The 18,532-nt window shown below is 72.0% G+C and carries 14 protein-coding genes; 5 read left to right on the top strand and 9 right to left on the bottom strand.

The genetic code is table 11. From position 1 onward, the window contains the following. The first annotated feature begins 123 nt into the window (after nt 1-123). From AB0C66_RS22320 to AB0C66_RS22310, 3 genes are all read left to right on the top strand, one after another. Nucleotides 124-258, top strand: coding sequence for a hypothetical protein (locus tag AB0C66_RS22320; RefSeq protein ID WP_362441180.1), 135 nt, complete (start codon nt 124-126; stop codon nt 256-258). Between the two features lie 310 nt (nt 259-568). Beyond that, nucleotides 569-2,299, top strand: coding sequence for an ABC transporter ATP-binding protein (locus AB0C66_RS22315; protein ID WP_362441175.1), 1,731 nt, complete (start codon nt 569-571; stop codon nt 2,297-2,299). A 3-nt stretch (nt 2,300-2,302) separates the two neighbouring features. Next, nucleotides 2,303-2,737 (top strand): S26 family signal peptidase, encoded by a 435-nt coding sequence (locus AB0C66_RS22310; protein ID WP_362441172.1) that lies wholly within the window; start codon nt 2,303-2,305, stop codon nt 2,735-2,737. Nucleotides 2,738-2,813: 76 nt separating this feature from the next. On the opposite strand, the gene AB0C66_RS22305 is transcribed toward AB0C66_RS22310, so the two are convergent. The 9 genes from AB0C66_RS22305 to AB0C66_RS22265 all read right to left on the bottom strand — a co-directional run bounded on the left by AB0C66_RS22305 (nt 2,814) and on the right by AB0C66_RS22265 (nt 14,525). Continuing rightward, nucleotides 2,814-3,902, bottom strand: coding sequence for a pseudouridine synthase (locus AB0C66_RS22305; protein WP_362441169.1), 1,089 nt, complete (start codon nt 3,900-3,902; stop codon nt 2,814-2,816). Beyond that, on the bottom strand, nt 3,902-4,564 hold the full coding sequence (gene scpB / locus AB0C66_RS22300) for an SMC-Scp complex subunit ScpB (protein WP_362441166.1): 663 nt from the start codon (nt 4,562-4,564) through the stop codon (nt 3,902-3,904). Before scpB ends, AB0C66_RS22305 begins: the two co-directional genes overlap by 1 nt. Then, nucleotides 4,561-6,108, bottom strand: coding sequence for a segregation/condensation protein A (locus AB0C66_RS22295; RefSeq protein WP_362441163.1), 1,548 nt, complete (start codon nt 6,106-6,108; stop codon nt 4,561-4,563). The genes scpB and AB0C66_RS22295 overlap by 4 nt, the downstream gene beginning before the upstream one ends. A gap of 68 nt (nt 6,109-6,176) precedes the next feature. Beyond that, entirely contained in the window at nt 6,177-6,773 is a 597-nt protein-coding gene (locus AB0C66_RS22290; protein WP_362441160.1) for a hypothetical protein, read from the bottom strand. Further along, entirely contained in the window at nt 6,758-7,924 is a 1,167-nt protein-coding gene (locus tag AB0C66_RS22285) for a ParA family protein (RefSeq protein WP_362441157.1), read from the bottom strand. Before AB0C66_RS22285 ends, AB0C66_RS22290 begins: the two co-directional genes overlap by 16 nt. Before the next feature lie 364 nt (nt 7,925-8,288). Continuing rightward, the gene (gene ald / locus AB0C66_RS22280) at nt 8,289-9,404 is read right to left on the bottom strand and encodes an alanine dehydrogenase (RefSeq protein ID WP_362441851.1); all 1,116 of its coding nucleotides are present in this window, start codon (nt 9,402-9,404) and stop codon (nt 8,289-8,291) included. 185 nt (nt 9,405-9,589) lie between these two features. After that, the gene (locus tag AB0C66_RS22275) at nt 9,590-11,686 is read right to left on the bottom strand and encodes a tetratricopeptide repeat protein (protein ID WP_362441848.1); all 2,097 of its coding nucleotides are present in this window, start codon (nt 11,684-11,686) and stop codon (nt 9,590-9,592) included. A gap of 475 nt (nt 11,687-12,161) precedes the next feature. Next, nucleotides 12,162-12,788 (bottom strand): NUDIX hydrolase, encoded by a 627-nt coding sequence (locus tag AB0C66_RS22270; RefSeq protein WP_362441154.1) that lies wholly within the window; start codon nt 12,786-12,788, stop codon nt 12,162-12,164. Between the two features lie 81 nt (nt 12,789-12,869). Beyond that, complete coding sequence (locus AB0C66_RS22265; RefSeq protein ID WP_362441151.1) at nt 12,870-14,525, bottom strand: CTP synthase; 1,656 nt, start codon at nt 14,523-14,525, stop codon at nt 12,870-12,872. Nucleotides 14,526-14,964: 439 nt separating this feature from the next. Between AB0C66_RS22265 and AB0C66_RS22260 the strand changes: the two genes are divergently transcribed. Further along, entirely contained in the window at nt 14,965-16,767 is a 1,803-nt protein-coding gene (locus tag AB0C66_RS22260; RefSeq protein WP_362441846.1) for a glycoside hydrolase family 15 protein, read from the top strand. 79 nt (nt 16,768-16,846) lie between these two features. Next, nucleotides 16,847-18,502: a PucR family transcriptional regulator gene (locus AB0C66_RS22255; RefSeq protein WP_362441148.1), complete on the top strand. Its 1,656-nt coding sequence runs from the start codon at nt 16,847-16,849 to the stop codon at nt 18,500-18,502. Nucleotides 18,503-18,532: the final 30 nt, after the last annotated feature.

The following is an 18,532-nucleotide window of genomic DNA, read 5'->3' as shown; positions in this document are numbered from 1 at the left end:
AACCGGCCACAAACGGAATACCCAACTCCTCTGGCGTACAGGCGTTCGGCCGTCGTACGGTTCCGGCGTCCTGATCAACCAACGGGAGGAAATTCCGTGCTTGCCAAGCTGAGTGACCGCATATTGTCCGCCGTACTGCGCGAGGAGCGGGCCGGCGCCTGCGTGCCGGAGCACGGCCAGTACTGCTACTGCAAGAGCGGCAAGAAGTACTACCACAGCTGCACCGGCACCTGCACCAAGAGCACCAAGAGCTGCTAATTAGTTAACGGGGGAGGGGGTCTCGGTAGCGTCGCAACATGAGCGCCCGCGGCCCTCTCCGGGTTATCCATCAACACCTGGCGTACAGATCCGAACGCGATCCGTATTTACGGTATCCCGGTCGGAAGCGGATATTCCGAGGGCAGGGAAAGCCAGATGATCCGTGTCTGACATGCCCGACGAGGCACGATCCGAGATACCGGAGACACCGGTCGAACCGGGTCCCGGGCCGCACTCCCGACTGCGCTTGCGCGCCGTGACCACCTGTGTGGCACTACAGTTCCGGGCGAGCAGAGCCGGCACGTGCGCGATGTTCGGAACGGCCGTGCTCTCCGGCCTGCTGCCCGCGCTCGCGGCGTGGCTGAGCAAGCTCCTCTTCGACGAACTGGGCCGCGCCGGCCACGCGGACGTCGGCCGGGTGACGCTGCTCGCCCTCACCATCGCCGTCGTCGGAGCGGTCACCGCCGTACTGCTGCAACTCGGCGGATTCCTCGACGAAGTGGTCCGCCAGCGCCTCGTGGTGACCGTCGAGGACACGCTCTTCGCCCAGGTCAACGAGTTCCGCGGGCTGCGGCTCTTCGAGACTCCCGCCTTCCACGACCGGCTGAGACTGGCCCAGGAGGCGTCCCAGGACGCTCCGCACAACATCACCATGTTCAGCCAGCTGATGGTCCAGGCGGTCTCCACCGTCTCCGGTTTCACCGGGGTGCTGCTCGCGGTCTGGCCTCCCATGGCCGGTCTGCTCTTCCTGGTCGGCGCCGCCGCCCTCGTCACCCAGCTCTTCCAGGCCCGCCGCCAGGCGGAGGTCTCCGAGACCGTCTCGGGCAAGTACCGGCGCCGGATGTTCTACCGGGGCCTGCTGACCGACCCCCGGGCCGCCAAGGAGATCCGTCTGTTCGGGCTCGGCGGCTTCTTCCACTCCCGCCTGGTCACGGCGCTCGGCGAGGCGACCGAGGCCGAGCTCCGGGTCGCCCGCCGGGGGATGTTCGTCCAGTCCGGCTTCGCGCTGCTGAACGCGGTGGTCATCGGCCTGGGCATCGTCGTCGTGGCGGTCGGCGCCGGGCACGGGGAGTTCAGCGTCGGTGATGTGACCCTGTTCATCGCCGCGGCGGCCGGAATCCAGACCACCTTCGGCGGGATCGTCATGCAAGCCGGAATGGCCATCGAGGGCATCCGGCTGTTCGGCCACTTCATCGACCTGCTGGAGACCCCGGACGACCTCGTCTCCGGCGACCTTCCGGTCGACCCGCTCAGGGACGCGATCGAACTGCGCGACGTCTGGTTCCGCTACGACCCGTCCGGGCCCTGGGTGCTGCGCGGTGTGAACCTGAGGATCCCGGCGGGCACGGCGGTCGGGGTGGTGGGCGAGAACGGTGCGGGCAAGAGCACGCTGGTGAAACTGGTCTGCCGGTTCTACGACCCGGTGCGCGGACAGATCCTCTGGGACGGGACGGACATCCGCGCCCTGGACGTCGAGGAGCTCCGCCGCCGCCTCGGCGTCACCTTCCAGGACCATATGGCGTACGACCTCACGGCCCAGGAGAACATCGGCGTCGGCGACCTCCCCCGGCTGACGGACCGCGTGACCGTCCGCGCCGTGGCCCGTAAGGCGGAGATCGACCAGAAGCTGAGCGCTCTCCCCGACGGCTACGACACGCTCCTGAGCCGGGTCCAGGTGGATGACTATGACGCGCCGCCCGGCGTGACCCTCTCCGGCGGGCAGTGGCAGCGCGTCGCCCTGGCCCGCTCGCTGATGCGCGACGAGGCCGATCTGCTGATCCTCGACGAGCCCAGCTCCGCGCTGGACGCCCAGGCGGAGCACAACATCAATCTCACCCTTCGCGAGCACCGGGAGGGCAGGACCAGCCTCCTGATATCGCACAGGCTGAGCGCCCTGCGCGACGCGGACACCATTGTCGTCCTGGCGGACGGTGAGATCGCCGAGACCGGCACACATGACGGACTGATGGAACAGCGAGGCCGGTACGCGCACCTGTTCGCGGTGCAGGCGGCCGGCTACCAGGACGCACGAGTGGAGTGACCGATGCGCGCGCGCATGACGAGGGTGATCGTTGCGGGGCTGCTGGCGGTGGGTGCCGGAGCGGCGCTGCGGAGGAAGCTGATGCTGATCCGGGTGACCGGAAACAGCATGGCGCCGACGTTCACCGACAGCAGCCGTCTGCTGGTCCGTACCTCCAAGCGGGTCCGGAGCAACGACGTGATCATCTTCCGGAACCCGCTCGGCGAAGCCGATCCGGAGCTGCGCTGGCTGGTCAAGCGGGTGGCCGCACTCCCGGGGGAGCCGGTCCCGGCGGAGGTCCTGGAGAGGGTCGGCGCCCGCCCCGGCGCGGCGGTCCCGGCGGGCCGGATCGTCGTTCGGGGCGACGCCGAGAGAACTCTGGACTCCCGTCACTTCGGGTATGTCCCCTCCGGCACCGTCCTCGGTGTGGTGGTGACGCGTCTGGGCACCGGCCTCTGAGTGCCGGGACCGCGGACAGACCCCAGATCGGTCCGGCCGCGGTCGCGGGGCCGTCGGCGGACGGCCCCGGCGCGGATCAGAGATCGACCTCGCGCATCAGCATGCCGACCTCGGTGTTGGTCAGCCGCCGCAGCCAGCCGGACTTCTGGTCGCCCAGCGGGATCGGCCCGAAGCCGGTGCGCACCAGCCGGTCGACCGGGAACCCGGCCTCGGCGAGCATCCGGCGCACGATGTGCTTACGGCCCTCGTGCAGGCTCACCTCGACCAGGTAGTTCTTACCGGTGTTCTGCACCACCTTGAAGTGGTCGGCGCGGGCGTAGCCGTCCTCGAGCTCGATGCCGTTCTTCAGCTGCTTGCCCAGGTCACGCGGGAGCGGGCCCTGGATCGCGGCGAGGTAGGTCTTGATGACGCCGTACCGCGGGTGGGTGAGGCGGTGGGCCAGCTCACCGTGGTTGGTGAGCAGGATGATGCCCTCGGTCTCGGTGTCGAGACGGCCGACGTGGAAGAGCCGGGTCTCGCGGTTGGTGACGTAGTCACCGAGGCACTGGCGGCCGTCCGGGTCCTCCATGGTGGAGACGACCCCGGCGGGCTTGTTCAGCGCGAAGAACAGGTACGACTGGGTGGCCACGGTCAGCCCGTCGACCTTGACCTCGTCCTTCTCCGGGTCGACCCGGAGCCCCTGCTCGGTGACGATCTTGCCGTTGACCTCGACACGAGCCTGGTCGATCAGCTCCTCGCAGGCGCGGCGCGAGCCCATACCGGCACGGGCCAGCACCTTCTGGAGCCGCTCGCCCTCCTGCTCGCCGAATGTCTTCGGCAGCTTGACCTGGGGCTTGCTGTGCCGGGCGCGGTTGCGTTCCTCTATCTGCGCGTCGTACTCGCGCGGGCGGGACGGGCCGCCGGGCTTACGGCCGCGACCGGCGCCGGTGCCGCCCTTGGGGCCGCCCTTCGCGCCGCCCGCCTTGGGTCCCCCCTTGGGACCGCCCTTCGGACCGCCCGTGGGGCCGCCGCCCTGGGAGGTTCCGCCCACGTCGTAGCGGCGCTCCTCGGGACGGGGGCGGCCCGCGCGCTTCTGCTTGTCGTCACGCTGGTTGCCCGCGCCACGGGGGTTCCTGCCAGCGCTACCGCTGCCGCTGCCCCTGTTGTTCCTGCCGCTGCTTCGCATCAAGTTTCCGTCTGAGAGTGGCCTACTCCGTCATCCGCGTCATCCGCGTCGACGGCGTCCGGGTCGAACGACGGCACACCCTCCTGGGACTCGCCCTCGACCGCGTCCGCCTCGGGGAGGAACGGCGCGAGCTCCGGAAGCTCGTCCAGACCCCGCAGGCCCATTCGCTCCAGGAAGTAGTTCGTCGTCCTGTACAGGATCGCACCTGTTTCGGGTTCCGTGCCCGCCTCGTCGACCAGACCCCTCTGGAGGAGGGTCCGCATCACGCCATCGCAATTGACGCCGCGGACGGCCGAGACCCGGGAACGGCTGACCGGCTGACGGTACGCGACCACCGCGAGGGTTTCCAAAGCGGCCTGGGTGAGCCGGGCCTGCTGACCGTCCAGGACGAAGCCCTCGACGGCGGCGGCGTAGGCGGGGCGGGTGTAGTAGCGCCAGCCGCCCGCGACCAGCCGCAGCTCGAAGCCGCGGCCCTGGGTCGCGTAGTCGTCGGCCAGCTCGCGCAGCGCGTCGGCGACCGCGCGGCGCGGACGCTCCAGGACCTTGGCGAGGTGCTCCTCGGTGGCGGGCTCGTCGACGACCATGAGGACCGCCTCCAGGGCGGGCTTGAGGTCGAGCGCCGCGACGTCCGAGGCCGCGGCGGGGGTCCACTGCTCGCTCAACTCCGTACCTCCTGCTTCTCTTTCTCCTCGGCCCGTTCGTCGGCCGGGTGCCCGGTCTGTTCCTCCACCCGCTTCCGCTGGGCTCCGGCCTCCTGGTCGAACTCGTCGGTGACCAGCGGCTGCTCACCCTCCGCGCCCGTCCAGCGCACCATGAGCTCGCCGAGAGCCTCCGGCTGGTCGAGCAGGACCGCACGCTCCCGGTAGAGCTCCAGCAGCGCCAGGAACCGGGCGACGACGGTGAGGACGTCGGGAGCGTCCTCGGCGAGCGTCCGGAAACTGGCCTCGCCCAGTTCGCGCAACCGCGCCACCACCAGCCCGGCCTGTTCGCGCACGCTGACCAGCGGGGCGTGGATGTGGTCCACGTACACCTGCGGCTTGGGCCTGGGCTGCATCGCCTTCACGGCCAGCCGGGCGAACCCCTCGGCGCCGATGCTGATGACGACGTCCGGCAGCAGCTCGGCGTGGTGCGGTTCGAGGCCGACGGTACGGGGGTGCCGGGCGGCCTCGCCGACCAGCCGGTCATGGAAGATGTCCGCGATCCGCTTGTACGCGCGGTACTGGAGCAGCCGGGCGAACAGCAGGTCGCGCGCCTCCAGCAGTGCGAGGTCGGCCTCGTCCTCCACCTCGGCGGCGGGCAGCAGCCGGGCCGCCTTGAGGTCGAGCAGGGTCGCGGCGACCACGAGGAACTCGGTCGTCTGGTCGAGGTCCCAGTCCGGCCCCATGGCTCGGATGTACGCCATGAAGTCGTCGGTGACCCTGGACAGGGCGACCTCGGTGACGTCCAGCTTGTGTTTGGAGATCAGCTGGAGGAGGAGGTCGAAGGGCCCCTCGAAGTTGTCGAGCCGCAGGATGAACCGCGTGCCGTCGTCGCCCTTGTCGGCGGCGTCGGGGTGATCGTCCGAATCCGCTGACGGCCCGCTGACGGCCTCCGCGGCCGCTCCCCCGCCCCGGGCCTCCCCCACGTCCGCCGACGGCCGCACAGGCCCGTCCGCCCCCTCCTCGGCCCTCCCATGCGCCGGATCAGGCTCAGGCCATCCGCCACCCGCCGCCACACCGGACCCGTTGACCGCGGCTTCGGCACCACGGGCCGCGGTGCCCGGCGCGGGCTCCGCCGCCGATCCCCCGGCCAGCGGCCCGGGATACGACTCGGCTTCAGGCGCGTGCGCGGCATCGGGCTCGGGTTCGGGCCGGGCCGGGGCCGGATCGCGTGCGGTGGCATCGCCGGGCCCGGGGGACGGCGCGGGCTCCCCGGCCGGTGGCACCGGGTACGCCTCGCCCTCAGGCGCATGCGCCGGATCGGGCACCGCGGCAACGCCGGGCGGCGCGGGACGCGAGACGGGAGCCGCCACCTCGGGGTCGCCGGGCTCCGCGGACGGTGGCACCGGAGACGGCCCGGTGCGCGGCTCCGTCTCAGCGCTCCCCGCGGCGCGCGGCTCGGCGGCACGCGGCTCGGCGGCACGCGGCTCGGCGGCGGGGGCCGCGCCGGGGCCGCGGCCCAGGGAGCGGCGGCGGGGCGGCGGGGCGGGGGCGTCGTTCGTCGGCATCGCGGTCCAGGGTGCTCAGGGCCGGGCGGGGCAGCCCGTACGACCGGGCAGGCTATCGCCCGGCCCGGTCAGCGGCCGCGCAGGCGGCGCACCAGGATGCTCGCGTCGCCACGCGACTCGAGGTCGGCGAGGACCACCGCGACCGCCTCGCGGACGATCCGGCCGCGGTCGACCGCGAGTCCGTGTTCACCGCGCAGCACCAGACGCGCGTGCTCGAGGTCCATCAGCTCCTCGGCGGAGACATAGACCGTGATCTTCTCGTCGTGCCGCTCCCGCCCGCTGGGCCGCCGGTTCGCCGCGCGGTTGCGGCGGCGGGCGGCGGCGCCCTGGTCGGCCGGGCCCGCCGCCCCGGCGGCCTGGCGTCCCTTGGGGCGGCCCGCTCCCCCGGGGCGCCGCTCGGCGGCGTCCTGCGTGGCGGCGGCCGTCTCACGACCCGTGTGCTCGGACGCGCCGGACTGCTCGCCCTCCGGGCGACGGCCGCCCTCGGGCGCACCGTCCTCGTACGGTTCGGCGGCCGTGTCGGGCTCGGCGGCGGGCGCCGGGACCCGGGCCGCCTCGCCGTTCGCCTGGCGGCGGCCGGAGGCGGGAGAGGAGGACTGGAGCCCCATCCCTCCCGTGGTGCGGAACAGTTCGTCGGCTCCCGGCAGACTCACTCGGCGTGACACCGGGCGAGCACCTCCCTGGCGAGCTGGCGATAGGCGGCGGCACCGACGGAGTTGGACGCGTACGTGGTGATCGGCTCGCCCGCGACGGTGGTCTCCGGGAAGCGGACCGTACGGCCGATGACCGTGTGGTAGACGTGATCGTCGAACGCCTCGACCACACGGGCGAGCACCTCACGGCTGTGCACGGTGCGCGAGTCGTACATCGTGGCGAGGATGCCGTCCAGCTCCAGGTCGGGGTTGAGCCGCTCCTGGACCTTCTCGATCGTCTCGGTGAGCAGGGCCACCCCGCGCAGCGCGAAGAACTCGCACTCCAGCGGCACGATCACCTTGTGCGCCGCGGTCAGCGCGTTGACGGTGAGCAGACCGAGCGAGGGCTGGCAGTCGATGACGATGTAGTCGTAGTCCGCCATCAGCGGCTTGAGCGCGCGCTGGAGGGTGGACTCCCGGGCGACCTCGCTGACCAACTGCACTTCGGCGGCCGACAAGTCGATATTGCTGGGCAGCAGGTCCATATTGGGCACGGCCGTCTTGAGGAGCACCTCGTCGGCCGACATGCCCCGCTCCATGAGCAGGTTGTAGACCGTGAGGTCGAGCTCCATCGGGTTGACGCCGAGGCCGACGGAGAGGGCGCCCTGCGGGTCGAAGTCGACCAGCAGAACCCGGCGGCCGTACTCGGCCAGCGCGGCGCCCAGGTTGATGGTGGAAGTGGTCTTGCCGACGCCGCCCTTCTGGTTGCACATCGCGATGATCTTCGCGGGGCCGTGGTCGGTCAGCGGACCGGGAATCGGGAAGTACGGCAGCGGCCGCCCGGTGGGGCCGATGCGCTCGCGGCGCTGGCGGGCCGCGTCGGGCGCGAGTGTGGCCGCGTACTCGGGGTCGGGCTCGTACTCGGCGTCCGGGTCGTAGAAGTGCCCGTCGGGGAGGTCGTCGTAGTCGGCGAAGCGGGCGGGATCCGTGCCCCCCTGGTCGCCGGCCATGGCGTTCACGTGATGGCCGTCCATACTCTGACTCTGGTGGGCTGTCGTCATGCTCTGGCGGGTTGCGAAGGTGCGGACAGCGACGGAGCCGACAGCCTCGAGCTCCGAGGGACCCTGGCCCCGCGCAGCCGATCCTGGTTGACCACCCCCGGGAGAAAATGTCGACTCATTCACAAGTCGTCCTACCTCCTTGGTGACCAGGAAATTTCTAGATAGGTCAGCGTGACACCATGCCGACGGTTGGCGACTCTATGGCGTGTCGGCGGTCCGCAGCAACACAATCCACCGGACACGGCATGATGTGTCGGCAATCGAACACCCCGATGTCAAGGGCGTGTGAACGGCGGCGGAGCGATTTCACCACCGCACAAAGCGTCTGAAGAGTTGCATTTAGGGCGAGTTGACCAGTGTGTTGCCGCCCCGCGGAGAGGACGGCGGCGGACACACCTGCGGCCGGGTCCCGCCCTTCGGCAAGACCCGGCCGGATGCCCGGTGTTGACCCCGTGTTGACGGTCCGGGTTGACCGCCGGTCGGCTTGTCAGCCGATGAGGGTGTTCAGTTCGACGTGGGGCAGGTCGTGCGCCTCGGCGACCGGACCGTAAACGACCTGGCCCTCGTGGGTGTTGAGGCCCTTGGCCAGGGCGGCGTCCCGGCGCAGCGCCTCGCGCCAGCCGCGGTTGGCCAGCTCCACGATGTACGGCAGCGTGGCGTTGGTGAGCGCGTGGGTGGAGGTGTTCGGCACCGCGCCCGGCATGTTGGCCACGCAGTAGAAGACCGAGTTGTGGACCTCGAAGGTCGGCTCGGCGTGGGTGGTGGGACGGGAGTCCTCGAAGCAGCCGCCCTGGTCGATCGCGATGTCGACAAGGACACTTCCCGGCTTCATCCGGGAGACCAGCTCGTTGGTGACCAGCTTCGGGGCCTTGGCGCCCGGGATGAGGACCGCGCCGATCACGAGGTCGGCCTCGAGGACGGCCTTCTCCAGCTCGAAGGCGTTGGAGGAGATGGTCTGCACCTTGGTGCCGAAGACCTTGTCGGCCTCGCGGAGCTTGTTGATGTCCCGGTCCAGCAGGGTGACGTGGAAGCCCATACCGATGGCGATCTGCGCGGCGTTCCAGCCGGAGACACCGCCGCCGATGACCACCGCGCGGCCCGCGGCCACACCCGGGACACCGCCCGGCAGCACACCGCGGCCACCGGCCGAGCGCATCAGGTGGTAGGCGCCGACCTGCGGCGCGATCCGGCCCGCGACCTCGGACATCGGGGCGAGCAGCGGCAGCGCGCGGTTCGCGGCCTCGACCGTCTCGTAGGCGATTGCGGTGGTGCCGGACTCCAGCAGCGCGTCGGTGCAGGCGCGGGAGGCGGCCAGGTGGAGGTAGGTGAAGAGGGTCTGGTCCTTGCGCAGGCGGTGGTACTCCTCCGCGATGGGCTCCTTGACCTTCAGCAGCAGGTCGGCCGTGGCCCAGACCTCGTCGGCGGTCTCCAGGATGCGCGCACCGGCCGCGGTGTACTCCGCGTCCGTGATGGAGGAACCGAGGCCCGCGCTCTGCTCCACGAAGACCTCGTGGCCGTTGCGGACCAGCTCGTGCACACCGGCGGGGGTGATGGCCACACGGAACTCGTTGTTCTTGACCTCGCGGGGGATACCGACCTTCACGTCGATCACGGTCCTTGAATGGGGGGAAAGGAATATAACGTCACAGCCGGACAGACCCAGCCATGGACATGCAAACCGGAACGTGTCCGCATGCCGGTGACGGCCGCATCATTCGCGGTACGCCCAGTCTAATGAAGGACGTCGCGCTGTCTAGCCTTGCAATGCATCAATCTTTCACGAGACCACTACTGATTTCGTAGGTCGATCCCGTCTCTCTCCCTGGCCTGGGGTGTCTCCGGGGGTGCCGAGAGGGATGACTCCTCAGGTGAGGGGCCCTTCTCCGGCGCGTCACCGCCCCGCCCCTCCCGCTTCTCCGGGGCGTCACCGCGCCCGGCCTCCCGCCTCAGCACCCGGGCCACCGCGGGATCGCCGCCGAGCCGGTCGACGGCTTCGGCGGCACGCAGTGCCAGCTCGCCATGGAGCGCGGAGTCCCCGCATCCCCGGGCGACCGTCACCGCCTCCCCCCAGCCGCGCAGCGCCTCCCGGACCCGGCCGAGCTGCTCCTGGGCGCGGGCGGCACCGCTGAGCGCCCGGGCGCATCCGGGCAGATCGTCCGCCCGGCGGCAGGCGGCCGCCGCGGCGCGCCAGTCACGCAGTGCCTCGGTCCAGCGGTCCGCGTATCCATGGACGGTGCCGAGCCGTGCGTAGACCCGGGCCCCGCCCGCCACATCCCGGCGGCTGAGCCTGAGCTCCAGGGCGCGGCCGTACCAGTCGGCGGCCCGGTGCCAGTCCGCGAGCTCCTGGTAGATCGCGCCGATGGACTCCAGCGCCCGCCCGGTCGTGTACGGGTCGGCCGCCTCGCGGGCGGCCTCCAGCGCGCCCTTGTAGCGGGTGAGCGCCTGGTCCACACGGGCCGCCCGGGCGTCGAGGTCGCCCAGGTTGAGCAGGGCCGCCGCCCGCTCCACCGGCAGATCGCGGCGCTCCGCCACGTCCAGCACCAGCTGGTGCAGTCCGTAGAGCTCCGGTGCGGCGTCCTCCGCGCCCCGATGGGCGCTGAGCGCATGGGTGAGCCCGGCCACCAGCCGCCGGGCCAGCGTGTCCAGTTCACCGGCCCCGACGGCCAGCCGGGCCGCCTCCAGCAGCACCGGAAGCCGGGCCCGAAGCCAGTCGGCCGCGTCCGCCGACGACGAAAACCGCAGCGGTGCGGGCAGCTCGGCCAGCTTCCGCCGCCCCGGGGAGCCCACCGGTTCGGCGGCCCACCGGCACGCGTGCAGCTGCCGTACGGTGCGCTCCAGCATCCGGGCGCGGGCGAGCTCCACCTCCGCCGGGCGCTCCACGGACTCCAGCAGCTCCCGCAGCAGGGGCTCCAGACAGCCCGGCACCTGGTACCGGCCGTCCCCGCGCGGACGCAGCAGCCCGCATCCGGCGAATCCCTCGAGCGCGGCCGCGCCGTCCCGGGCCGAGCACCCGGCCAGCGCGGACGCCACATGGGCGTCGGCCGTCCCGCCGGGCGCGAGCACCAGCAGCCGCAGCATCCGGGCGGCGGCGGGCGGCAGCGAGTCGTAGACCAGCCGGAAGGTACGGGCCAGCGGCCGTACGCCGGGGTCGGCGTCGGCGGAGGACGGCGGCAGCTCCCGCAGCCGCGCCACCAGGTCGGACACGGACGCCTCGGGCCGTACGGCCAGCCAGCCACCGCCCAGGACGAGCGCGGCGGGCTGGCCCGCGCACTCCTCCACCAGCGCCTGCGCGGCCACCGGGTCACAGGTGATCCGGGTGGATCCGGCGTACTGCGCCAGCAGCCCGACCGCGGCGCTCACATCGAGCCCGCCGACCGTGCACGGCCGGACGTCGGGCACCCCGGTCAGCGGACCGCGCGAGACGGCGACCACCAGACAGCCGGGCTCATCGGGCAGCAGCGCGTCGACCTGGTCGGCCCCTGCCACGTCGTCGAGGAACAGCAGCAGACGTTTGCCGGTCAGCCGCGCGCGCAGCGCCTCACCCAGATCGTCCTCGTCCGCCCCGGGCGGGGCGGTCACCCCGAGCGTGCCGAGCAGATCGCGCGCGGTGCGGAGGGTCGGCACGGGCTCCCCGCCGGAGGTCGTCAGCCGTGCGCTCAGCACTCCGTCGGGATAGTCGTCGGCCAGCCGCCGGACCAGCTCCTCGGCCAGTGCGGTACGGCCCCAGCCGGGGCGTCCGGCGATCAGCAGCACCCGGCTGCGGGCGGCCTTACGGCCCGCGAGGGTGTCCAGACCGGCGCGGTCGATATCGGCCCGCAGCGACAGCAACTCCCGCCGCCGCCCGGCGAATCCCTTGCCCACGGTGGCCGCCGCGGCGAACAGCACGGCCCGGGTGGCCCCGCCCCACACCCCGCCGTCCGCACCCGCGTCACGGGGCCCCGGCGGCGCGGTGTCCGCGGAGGTGTCCGCCGCCGCGGCGCGCGGGCTCGGCGCGGGTGGGGGCACAGCGGGGTGGTGGGAGGCCGGTGGCTCCCCTTCGGTGTCGACCGCCTGCTCCGCCACGGGCCCACTCCCGTCCACCTGCGCATCACGAGCCCGCCGCGGTCGCGGTCGGGGTTGGCGCGGCTCGGTGCGCCCGCGCCGCTTCGACGGTCGACCGTGCTCGACCCCTCGTGCCTCCGGGACGCCGTGCGCCGCCTGCGACGGCTTCGCGAGCGGGTACCCCTTCGGCGCTTATGAGCGTAGTTCACTCCGCGTCAGGAACCGGGCACTCCTGACCGGGTGACCGGGCTGAAAATCACTCCATCGGATCCACTGATGGTCGGAAGGGATCCGGTGTGGGCCCGCGAAGGGGCGTCGGTCACGCCTCGAAGGGGCGCGCCGGCCAGGGGGCGTCCGCCGGGCGCAGCGCGTCCAGGCCGTCCCCCTCCCGCGCGGCCCGCGCGGCCAGGACGCCGACCGTCAGGCAGGTGTTGTGCAGCTCGCCCGCGAGGACGCCACGGACCAGGTCGTCCAGCGGGACGCGGTCCAGCTCCATATCGGCCTCCTCCTCGGAGACCTCGTAGCGCTCGCCCTCGGCCGTGGAGATCTCCCGGGCGAGGAAGATCCGCACCGCCTCGTCGGTGCCGCCGGGCGAGGTGTAGACGTCGGTGAGGACGCGCCAGTCCTCGGCCTTGACGTGCGCCTCCTCGTACAGCTCGCGCTGGGCGGCGTGCAGCGGGTTCTCGCCGGGGATGTCGAGCAGCCCGGCCGGGATCTCCCACAGCCGCTGGCGCACCGGGTGGCGGTACTGCCGCAGGACGATGACCCGCCCGGCCTCGTCGAGGGCGAGGACGGCGACCGAGCCGGGGTGGACCTGGTAGTCGCGCTTGACCCGGCTGCCGTCGGGCATCACGACCTCGTCGGTGCGCACGCTGGTCTTGTTGCCGGTGAACGGCGTGGCGGTGGCGGTGACCCGCCACTCCTCGGGGGTGTCCTGGATGCCCATGGGTCTCTCAGCGTCCTCTCGGTGCGATGGCCGGGGTGCGGGCCGCTGACACGGCCCGCACCCGGGGTTCCACCGTATCGGTCAGGCGCCCGCGCCCTGCCCCTGAGCAGCGGTCTGTCGCTCGACGGCCGCCTTCACCAGACCCGCGAAGAGCGGGTGCGGGCGGGTGGGCCGGGAGCGCAGCTCGGGGTGGGCCTGGGTGCCGACGAGATAGGGGTGCACCTCGCGCGGGTACTCCACGTACTCGACCAGCTTGTTGTCCGGGGAGGTGCCGGAGAACACGATCCCGGCCTTCTTCTCCAGCTCGCCGCGGTAGGAGTTGTTGACCTCGTAGCGGTGGCGGTGGCGCTCCTCGACGTACGGCTGGTCGCCGTAGACCTCGCGGACGATCGAGCCCTCGGCCAGCTTGGCCGGGTACATGCCCAGCCGCATGGTGCCGCCCATGTCGCCCTCGCCCGCGACGATGTCGAGCTGCTCGGCCATGGTGGAGATGACCGGATCGGTGGTGGCGGGCTCGAACTCGGTGGAGTTGGCGCCCTCGATGCCCGCCAGGTGCCGCGCGGCCTCGATGACGATGCACTGGAGGCCGAGGCAGAGACCCAGCAGCGGGATCCTGTTCTCCCGGGCGTAGGTGATGGCGCCCAGCTTGCCGATCACGCCCCGGTCGCCGAAGCCGCCGGGGACGCAGACCGCGTCGACGTCCTCGAGCTGGAGCCGGGCACCGGCCGCGGTCTTGCAGTCGTCGGAGGTGACCCACTTGATCTTCACGCGGGCGCTGTTGGCGAAACCGCCCGCGCGCAGCGCCTCGGTGACCGACAGATAGGCGTCGGGCAGGTCGATGTACTTGCCGACGAGCGCGACGGTGACCTCGTGGTCGGGCCGGTGGACACGGCCCAGCAGGTCGTCCCACTGGGTCCAGTCCACATCCCGGAAGGGCAGGTCCAGCTTGCGGACGACATAGGCGTCCAGCCCCTCGGAGTGCAGCACCTTGGGGATGTCGTAGATCGACTTGGCGTCGATGGCGGCGACCACCGCGGCGTCGTCCACATCACACATCAGCGAGATCTTGCGCTTGATGGAGGTGGGCACCTCGCGGTCGGCGCGCAGCACGATCGCGTCGGGCTGGATGCCGATGTTGCGCAGGGCGGCGACCGAGTGCTGGGTGGGCTTGGTCTTCAGCTCGCCGGAGGGGCCGATGTAGGGCAGCAGGGAGATGTGCACCACAAAGACGTTGTCCCGGCCGACCTCGTGGCGGACCTGGCGGACGGCCTCCAGGAAGGGCAGCGACTCGATGTCGCCGACGGTGCCGCCGACCTCGGTGATGACCACGTCGACGTCATCGGTGGCCATCCGGCGGATGCGGTGCTTGATCTCGTTGGTGATGTGCGGAATCACCTGCACCGTGTCACCGAGGTACTCACCGCGCCGCTCCTTGGCGATCACGGTCGAGTACACCTGGCCGGTGGTCACGTTGGCCGAGCCGTCGAGATCGACGTCGAGGAAGCGCTCGTAGTGGCCGATGTCCAGATCGGTCTCGGCACCGTCGTTGGTGACGAACACCTCACCGTGCTGGAAGGGGTTCATCGTGCCCGGGTCGACGTTCAGATACGGGTCGAGCTTCTGCATGGTGACGCGCAGACCGCGCGCCTTCAGCAGCGCACCCAGGCTGGAGGCGGTCAGGCCCTTGCCGAGTGAGGAAGCGACACCCCCGGTGACGAAGAGGTGCTTGGTCGTCATGGGCTTAGCGGCAATGGCCAAGAGGGGGCTCCCGTGGTCGCGTGGTGAGAGTGCGGTACGGCTGCCGGCCCCGGAATTCCGGGGGGTGCCGTCGCTGAGGTTCGGGGGTTTTGCGCCCGCCGCTCCACGGGCTACCAGGGTATCAGTGCCCCGGGGCGGCCGCTGGAGGCCGTGCCCGCGCAATCGCGCGGACACCTTGCGTGACCTGCTCGGGGACGCCGCCGGGGAGCCGGCCACCCGATCGGACGTGAGAGGCGGGCCACGATATGGACGAACACAAACGGATCATCGTTGTCCGTCGTATCCTGCTCGGACGCACGCATGCGAGCCACCCCGGCACGGCACCACCAGCACGCCCCCGGAACAAGAGCTCGTCGAGAATTTCCGAGACCGTAAGCACGCCTCACGGGGCAATACGGCCGTTCGAATGGGGAAGCACGTGGCCGGGCGTATCGAGGACTACGCACTGATCGGTGATATGCAGACCGCCGCCCTCGTTTGCAGAGACGGCACGGTCGACTGGCTGTGCCTGCCGCGCTTCGACTCCCATGCCGTGTTCGCCGGTCTGCTGGGCACCGAGGAACACGGGTTCTGGCGGCTGGCTCCGACCCCCGCCGCGGGCGCTGAGCCACCGGCCGCGGACCGCCGTCGCTACCGGGGGGATTCGCTGGTCCTGGAGTCGGAGTGGGACACCCCGCGCGGCACGGTCCGCGTGATCGACTTCATGCCGCCGCGGGACGGCGCCCCGCAGCTGATCCGGATCGTGGAGGGCGTCAGCGGCCGGGTGCCGATGCGCTCGGCGCTGCGGATGCGCTTCTCCTACGGCTGGGTCGTGCCCTGGGTGCACAAGGTGGACACCCGCACGGTCGCGGTCGCCGGTCCCGACTCGGTCTGGCTGGACACCGAGGTGGACACCTACGGCAAGGACCTGACCACCTACGCCGACTTCACGGTCGCCCCCGGCGACCGGATCGCCTTCACCATCAGCTGGCAGCCCTCGCACAAGGAGCAGCCCGCGATGCCCGAGCCGGAGGCCGCGCTGGAGGCCACCGAGGCGTTCTGGCGCGAGTGGGTCGAGCACTGCACGTACCACGGCCCCTACCGGGACGCGGTGGTCCGTTCGCTGATCACCCTCAAGGCACTGACCTACGCGCCCACCGGCGGCATCGTGGCGGCGCCCACCACCTCCCTCCCGGAGGACATCGGCGGTGTCCGCAACTGGGACTACCGCTTCACCTGGCTGCGGGACGCGGCGATCACCCTGTCCTCGCTGCTGCGCACCGGCTACCGCGAGGAGGCCCGCGCCTGGCGCGAGTGGCTGCTGCGCGCGGTCGCGGGCGACCCGGAGAACCTCCAGATCATGTACGGGATCGCGGGCGAGCGGGAGTTGTCGGAGGCGGAGCTGACCTGGCTGCCCGGCTACGAGGGCTCGCAGCCGGTCCGGGTCGGCAACGGCGCGGCGGGCCAGCTCCAGCTGGATGTCTACGGCGAGGTCACCGAGGCGCTGCACCTGGCCCATATGACGGGCCTGGCGCGCAACGACTACGCGAGCGTGCTCCAGCTGAAGCTGATCCGCTACCTCGAGGAGCACTGGGACGAGCCGGACGAGGGCATCTGGGAGGTGCGCGGTCCGCGCCGCCACTTCGTGCACTCCAAGGTGATGGCCTGGGTCGCGGTGGACCGCACCGTCAAGCTGATCGAATCGGGTGATGTGGACGGCCCGTTGGACCGCTGGCGGGATCTGCGCGACCAGATCCACCGGGATGTGTGCGAGAAGGGCTACGACGCCGAGCGCAATACCTTCACCCAGTCCTACGGCTCCAAGGAGCTGGACGCCTCCCTGCTGCTCATTCCGCAGATGGGCTTCCTGCCGCCGGACGACAAGCGGGTGATCGGCACCATCGAGGCGATCCAGCGCGAGCTGTCCACCCCCGACGGCTTTGTGCTGCGCTACCCGACGGCCGGTGAGGACGCGGGGGTGGACGGTCTCGAGGGCGATGAAGGCGCCTTCCTGGCCTGCTCGTTCTGGCTCGCCGACGATCTGGCGATGATCGGCCGGGTGGACGAGGCCCGCAAGCTCTTCGAGAAGCTGCTCGGGCTCCGTAACGACCTGGGGCTGCTGGCCGAGGAGTGGGACCCGCGGCTCCAGCGGCAGGTGGGCAACTTCCCGCAGGCGTTCAGCCATGTGCCACTGATCGACACCGCGCTGCGGCTGACCGCCTCCGGCGCGTACGGCGGCTGACCCCGGCCGCGGCTGACCCCGGCCGGTGGGCGCCCGCGCCCACCGGCCCGTATCGCCCGCTCCGGGTAACGTCCTGACCATGGAACCGCAGGGTCCCCAGGGGACGATCACCGTGGCGCGGGCGCTCGACCTCCCGGCGCTGCGCCGCGGGCTCCCCGAGGTGGTGTCCGGACAGGAACTGCTGGACCGGCCCGTGCGCTGGGTGCACGCGGGCGAGGCGCCCAATATCGCGGCGCTGCTGCGCGGCGGGGAGCTGCTGCTGACCACCGGGCTCGGCGTCGGACCGCGACCGGCCGAGCAGCGGGCCTTCGTCCGCAGACTGGCCGAGCGCGGTATCGCGGCGCTGGTGGTGGAGCTGGGAGCGCGGTTCCGTTCGCTGCCGGGGCCGGTGGTGGACACCGCGCGCTCCTGTGGGCTGCCGCTGGTGCAACTCCATCGCGAAGTGCCGTTCGTGGCGGTCACCGAGGAGATCCACACCGAGATCGTCAATGAGCACTACGCCCTGCTGCGCCAGGCCGATGTGGTGCACCGGCAGGCGACCGAGGTACTGCTGCGCGGCGGCGGGGTGCCGGAGATCCTGCGCCATTTCGCCCGGTTCGCGGCCAACCCGGTCTTCCTGGAGACTCCCGACGGCCATCTGCTCTACGCGGCGGGGCCGGGCGAGGAGGCGGCCCGGCCGGGGCTCGCCGATCCGCTCCAGGTGTGGGAGGGGCTGCGGGCGCGCCGGGCGTCCGAGCAGCCGGAGCCCCCGGCGGGCAGTGTCCTCGCGGACATCCCGGGCGGCGGCCACGGTCCGGGGGCGGTACGGGCCCGGCTGACCGTGCTCCCGGTGGCCGGGCCGCTGGGGCCGGTGCACCGGATCGCGGCCGAGCGGACGGCGGATCTGCTGGCGGTGGTGCTGCTGCGGGCCCGTCAGGAGGAGGAGTTGGCGGCCCGGGGCCGGGGCGACTTCCTCACCGATCTCGCGGAAGGCCGGATCGAGCCGTCGGAGGCGCCCGCCCAGGCGCGGGTGCTGGGCTTCCGGCCGGGGGACGGCCCGCTGCTGCCGGTGGTGGCGCGGCTGGCGGAGGACGTACGTCCGCTGGGCGGCGGGGAGAGCTGGGCGGCCCTGGCCCATGCGCTCCAGGAGGAGTTGGCGGCGGTGGGGTCGCCGGTGCTGCTGGGGGTGCGGCTGCCGGAGGGCCGGGTGCCGCTGCTGGTGGGGCTGCGGGACGCGGCCGAGCGCGGTGCGGTCGCCGAGCGGATCGCGGCGGCGCTGCGGGCCGGGGTGCAGCGGGCGTGGCCGGACCTGTCCGGTGCGCGTCCCGCGGTGGTGATCGCGGGTCTCGCGGTCGGCTGGGAGGCGGCCGGGGCCGAGCTGCGGCATGCGGCGGAGGCGGCCAACGCGGCGCGGGGGCTGCCGTTCCGGGACTGGTACGACGTCCGCAGCCTGGATGTCGATCTGTTGCTGTGGCGACTGCGTGAGCACGGGGATCTGGCCGCCTTCGTCGACCGGGTGATCGGTCCGCTGCTCGCCCATGACCGCACCGCCCGGCCGCCGTTGCTGCCGACGCTCGAGGTGTATCTGCGGCATGCGGGCCGCAAGGCGGAGACGGCCCGTGCGCTGCATCTCAACCGGCAGACGCTGTACGACCGGCTGGCCAGGATCTCGCGGCTGCTCGGCAGCGACCTGGAGGACCCCCAGACGGTGCTCGCCCTGGGAGTGGCCCTCCAGGCCCGCCGCCATGTCCGCTGAGCGGTCGCCGCGCCGGGCGACCCGGAACCG

Source organism: Streptomyces sp. NPDC048636 (assembly GCF_040650655.1).
In the GTDB taxonomy this organism is placed as follows: domain Bacteria; phylum Actinomycetota; class Actinomycetes; order Streptomycetales; family Streptomycetaceae; genus Streptomyces.
The sequence above is the reverse complement of the archived record's forward strand: the minus strand, read 5'-3'. Positions and strand labels throughout refer to the sequence as shown.